Origin of the sequence: Streptomyces sp. (assembly GCF_035563135.1) — a bacterium.
GTDB lineage: Bacteria > Actinomycetota > Actinomycetes > Streptomycetales > Streptomycetaceae > Streptomyces.
Window position 1 is genome coordinate 1 of record NZ_DATMVN010000514.1, and the last position, 3779, is coordinate 3779.

General features: G+C 73.6%; 4 protein-coding genes and 1 pseudogene. 1 reads left to right on the forward strand and 4 read right to left on the reverse strand.

Going from position 1 to position 3779, the window contains the following annotated elements; all coding sequences use genetic code 11:
- The 3 genes and pseudogenes from VN520_RS22750 to VN520_RS22760 all read right to left on the reverse strand — a co-directional run.
- Positions 1–435 (reverse strand): annotated as a pseudogene (locus tag VN520_RS22750) (aminoglycoside phosphotransferase family protein); the annotation flags it as partial.
- Between the two features lie 209 nt (positions 436–644).
- Positions 645–851, reverse strand: a complete 207-nt coding sequence (locus VN520_RS22755) for a hypothetical protein (RefSeq protein WP_325748790.1) — start codon at positions 849–851, stop codon at positions 645–647.
- A 208-nt stretch (positions 852–1059) separates the two neighbouring features.
- A complete protein-coding gene (locus VN520_RS22760; RefSeq protein ID WP_325748791.1) occupies positions 1060–1332 on the reverse strand; it encodes a hypothetical protein in 273 nt (90 codons plus the stop codon).
- Between the two features lie 205 nt (positions 1333–1537).
- Here VN520_RS22760 and VN520_RS22765 point away from each other — a divergent pair, with 205 nt between their 5' ends.
- On the forward strand, positions 1538–2860 hold the full coding sequence (locus VN520_RS22765; protein WP_325748792.1) for a serine/threonine-protein kinase: 1323 nt from the start codon (positions 1538–1540) through the stop codon (positions 2858–2860).
- Between the two features lie 16 nt (positions 2861–2876).
- On the opposite strand, the gene VN520_RS22770 is transcribed toward VN520_RS22765, so the two are convergent.
- Positions 2877–3701 (reverse strand): RNA methyltransferase, encoded by an 825-nt coding sequence (locus VN520_RS22770; RefSeq protein ID WP_325748793.1) that lies wholly within the window; start codon positions 3699–3701, stop codon positions 2877–2879.
- Between the last annotated feature and the right edge of the window lie 78 nt (positions 3702–3779).

Genomic DNA, 3779 nt, shown 5'->3' on the forward strand with positions numbered 1-3779 from the left:
TCGGGCCGCCTTGCCGGGGCCGCGCATGGGCGGGAGCGGGTGGGGCGGCGGGGTGCGGTGCAGCCGGGCCAGGAGGGCGGCGGCTTCCTCCCAGGGGGCGGCGTCGGGGTCCGAGGGGTCGACGGGCGTGCCGTACGGCCAGAGACTCACGGTACGGCCCTCGACGCCACCGGGCGGGCCGTCCGGGGCGGGGAGCGCCGGGAGCAGGACTCCCTCCAGGCGGGGAGAGACGGCCAGGGACAGGCGGGCGGCCAGGGCGGAGGGCTCCGAGCCGGGGGCGTGGGCCTTGGAGACCACCGGGCCGCTGCGGACCACTGTGCCGTCGGGCCGGTCCGCGAGCACCTGGGGCGGGGCGCAGGCGCACGCGGTCGCGCCGGCGTGCGCGGTGTCGTGCGCGAGGTCGCCCAGCGCGCGTACGACAGGGGTGGTGGTCATCGGCTCGGCTTCCGCTGGGGTGATCGGCCGGCCTCGCGGCCGACGCCGGTGATCGTACGCGGCCGCTCCGGAAAGGGGCCGGACAGCGCGATGTCCGGCCAGCTCCCCAGCTGGCCGGACAAACGCTGCCGTCCGCCGCACCCCCGTCCCCACGGGGCTGTTGGCCGGATGTCCCGGTCCGGACCGCTCTTCCGGACCCGGGGCGCCGCTCAGCGCCCCAGCATCACGCCCACGGACGACGCCTGTGTGACCACTGCGTCCCAGCCGCCGAAGACGACGACCAGCAGGGCCGCCAGAGGAAGAACCATGGCTGTCGCCACCAGTGGGTGGCGCGTGCCGGACGGGCGCACGCCGGCCGAGGCGTATGCCCTGCGTCCCTGCGTGCGGATCATGGTCCGCGTGGCCGTGTCCGCCATGGTTCCTCTCCTGACTTGTTCCGGAGCGGCGGGCGTCTGGCCTCGGGGGACGAGTTCCACGCCCGCCGCTTGACTCCCACATTAGGGAGGCGGAAGGCGCCCGGCGTCATGCCCGCGTACCGAATGCCGGGCCTCCCGGAGGATGAGCCGGCCGCCTTCGGTCTACTCCCCTGGGTGGAGAAACGGTGCCGGTTGCGGCACCCGGCACCTAGGGGGTGCCCCAGGATCCGGGGCCGCCGCCTGTGGGGGGCCGCTCGGAGGCGTCCTCCCTGGGGACCGGCTGTTCGACCAGGGCGAGCACCCTGGTCGCCATGAAGCGGGCGGTACGGACAACTGATCCACTTCGGGTGACTTCACTCACTTCCACCACACCCCGGCGGACCGCTGTCTCCACCCGGCGGCCTGCCCTGGAGGCCACCACTTCGTACGTCCTGGTCGTGTCACCCGCGTCCACGACTATTTCCACACGATCGCCCTTCATTGATCCAATCCCCCTTCTGCGACGGTCCTTTGAGATCTCGCACGGGCCGCAGAGCCTGGATCCGCTGCTCCCTGACCACTTCTCAATTCTTCCACCCGGCACTGACAATCGATGAGCCGGCGAGGGCGCGGCCTCTGAGCGCGCCGCGCCACGGGTACGTAAGCTGTGCCTCGTCAGGCGGACCGGCAGCGGGGATGGGCAGACGATGGCGATGATGCGGCTCCGGCGCGAGGACCCGCGTGTCGTCGGCTCGTTCAGGCTGCACCGGCGGCTCGGCGCGGGTGGCATGGGCGTCGTCTATCTGGGTTCCGACCGGCGCGGCCAGCGGGTGGCGCTCAAGGTGATCCGGCCGGACCTGGCGGAGGACCAGGAGTTCCGTTCGCGCTTCGCGCGCGAGGTGTCCGCCGCCCGGAGGATCCGCGGTGGCTGCACCGCCCGGCTGGTGGCCGCCGACCTGGAGGCGGACCGTCCGTGGTTCGCGACGCAGTACGTTCCGGGCCCTTCGCTGCACGACAAGGTCATGGAGGAGGGGCCGCTGCCGGCCGCCGAGGTGGCCTCGATCGGGGCGGCGCTGTCCGAGGGCCTGGTGGCGGTGCACGAGGCCGGTGTCGTCCACCGCGACCTGAAGCCGTCCAACATCCTCCTCTCCCCCAAGGGCCCCCGGATCATCGACTTCGGCATCGCCTGGGCGACCGGGGCCAGCACGCTCACCCATGTCGGGACGGCCGTCGGCTCGCCCGGTTTCCTGGCGCCCGAGCAGGTGCGCGGCGCGGTCGTGACGCCTGCGACGGACGTGTTCTCGCTGGGTGCCACCCTGGCCTATGCGGCGACGGCCGATTCGCCCTTCGGGCACGGCAGTTCCGAGGTGATGCTGTACCGCGTGGTCCACGAGGAACCGCATCTGTTCGATGTGCACGACGCACTCGCCCCGCTGGTGCGGGCGTGTCTGGCGAAGGACCCGGAGGAGCGGCCGAGCACGTTGCAGCTCTCCATGCGGCTCAAGGAGATCGCCGCGCGCGAGGCACAGGGGCTGCAGGAGCGCCGTCCGCCCGCGCAGCGGAGCGAGCAGGAACTGGACCGGCCGACGGGGCGCATGGAGGGCCCCTACACCGAACAGGCGACCCGTCGTGCGGCCGGAGGGTCCGCCCAGGCGTCGCGCGCCCCGGGGCGGCGCTCCGTTTCGTCGCGCCCGGCCGCCCCTCGCACCGGCGGCTCGCAGTCCCGGGCGTCGCGGGGCGGCGGCTCACGCCCGGGTCAGCAGGACCGCCGGCCGAAGGGCACGAACGGCAGACAGGCCTCCCGGCCCGGTGTCCGGACGACTTCGGCCGGCCAGGGCGGGAAGCGGCGGCCGGCCGACCCGCGGCTGTTGCGTCAGCGGCTCGTCGTCTTCGTCGTGGTGACCCTGCTGGTCGCGCTGGGGATCGCAGCCGCTCAGGGATGCCAGGGCCCCGCACAGGGGCTGGGCGGTACACCGCCGCCGGCGTACGACGGGGCCGCCGTCCACCCGGGCCGGGCGGACGGGACCTGAGGGTGCGGTCCTGGGGTCAGGCGGGTTCGGCCCGGGTCGCGTAGAAGGCGACGGCGGAGGCCGCGGCGACGTTGAGCGAGTCGACTCCCGCGTCCATCGGGATGCGCACGTGGGCATCGGCCGCGCCGAGGGCCTCCGGTGTGAGGCCGTCGCCCTCCGTTCCGAAGACGAGCGCCAGCTTCTCGTACCGGCGGGCCACGAGTTCGTCCAGGGTGATCGACGTGTCGCTGAGGCACAGCGCGGCGGTGGTGAACCCGGCCTCGCGCAGCAGGCCGGTGTCCTCGGGCCAGGACGTCAGCCGGGTCCACGGCACATGGAAGACGGACCCCATCGAGACCTTGACCGCCCGCCGGTAGAGCGGGTCGGCGCAGCGCGGGGTGAGCAGGACGGCGTCGACGCCGAGAGCGGCCGCGTTGCGGAAGGCCGCTCCGAGGTTGGCGTGGTCGACGATGTCCTCGAACACGGCGACCCGCCGTACGCTCCCCCGCTCCGGGGACAGGAGGGTGCCGACGTCGGGAAGCGGTTTGCGCTGCATGGAGGCGAGGGCCCCGCGGTGCACGTGGTAGCCGGTGACACGCTCGGCGAGAGCCGGCGTGACCACGTACACCGGTGCCGTGGCCTCGTCGATCACATCGCGCATGACGTCGGTCCACTTGGCGGAGAGCAGCATGGAGCGCATCTCGTACCCGGCGTTCCCGGCCCGCCGGATGACCTTCTCGCCCTCGGCGATGAAGAGGCCCTCCGCGGGTTCCCGGCGGCGCCGGAGCTCGACGTCGGTCAGGCCGGTGTAGTCGCCCAGGCGCGGGTCGTCCGGGTCGTCGACGGTGATGAGTTCAGCCACGGGGTCGCTACTGCCTTGCTCGGAGGTCGGTGGGGGTGTTGCACGGAGGGCGCGGGCCGGGTGTCCGGCCGCTCAGCC

Bases quoted from the DNA above. Each gene is read 5' to 3' on its own strand.
- VN520_RS22755 (WP_325748790.1), bottom strand. From the start codon at position 851: ATGGCGGACACGGCCACGCGGACCATGATCCGCACGCAGGGACGCAGG.
- VN520_RS22760 (WP_325748791.1), bottom strand. From the start codon at position 1,332: ATGAAGGGCGATCGTGTGGAAATAGTCGTGGACGCGGGTGACACGACC.
- VN520_RS22765 (WP_325748792.1), top strand. From the start codon at position 1,538: ATGGCGATGATGCGGCTCCGGCGCGAGGACCCGCGTGTCGTCGGCTCG.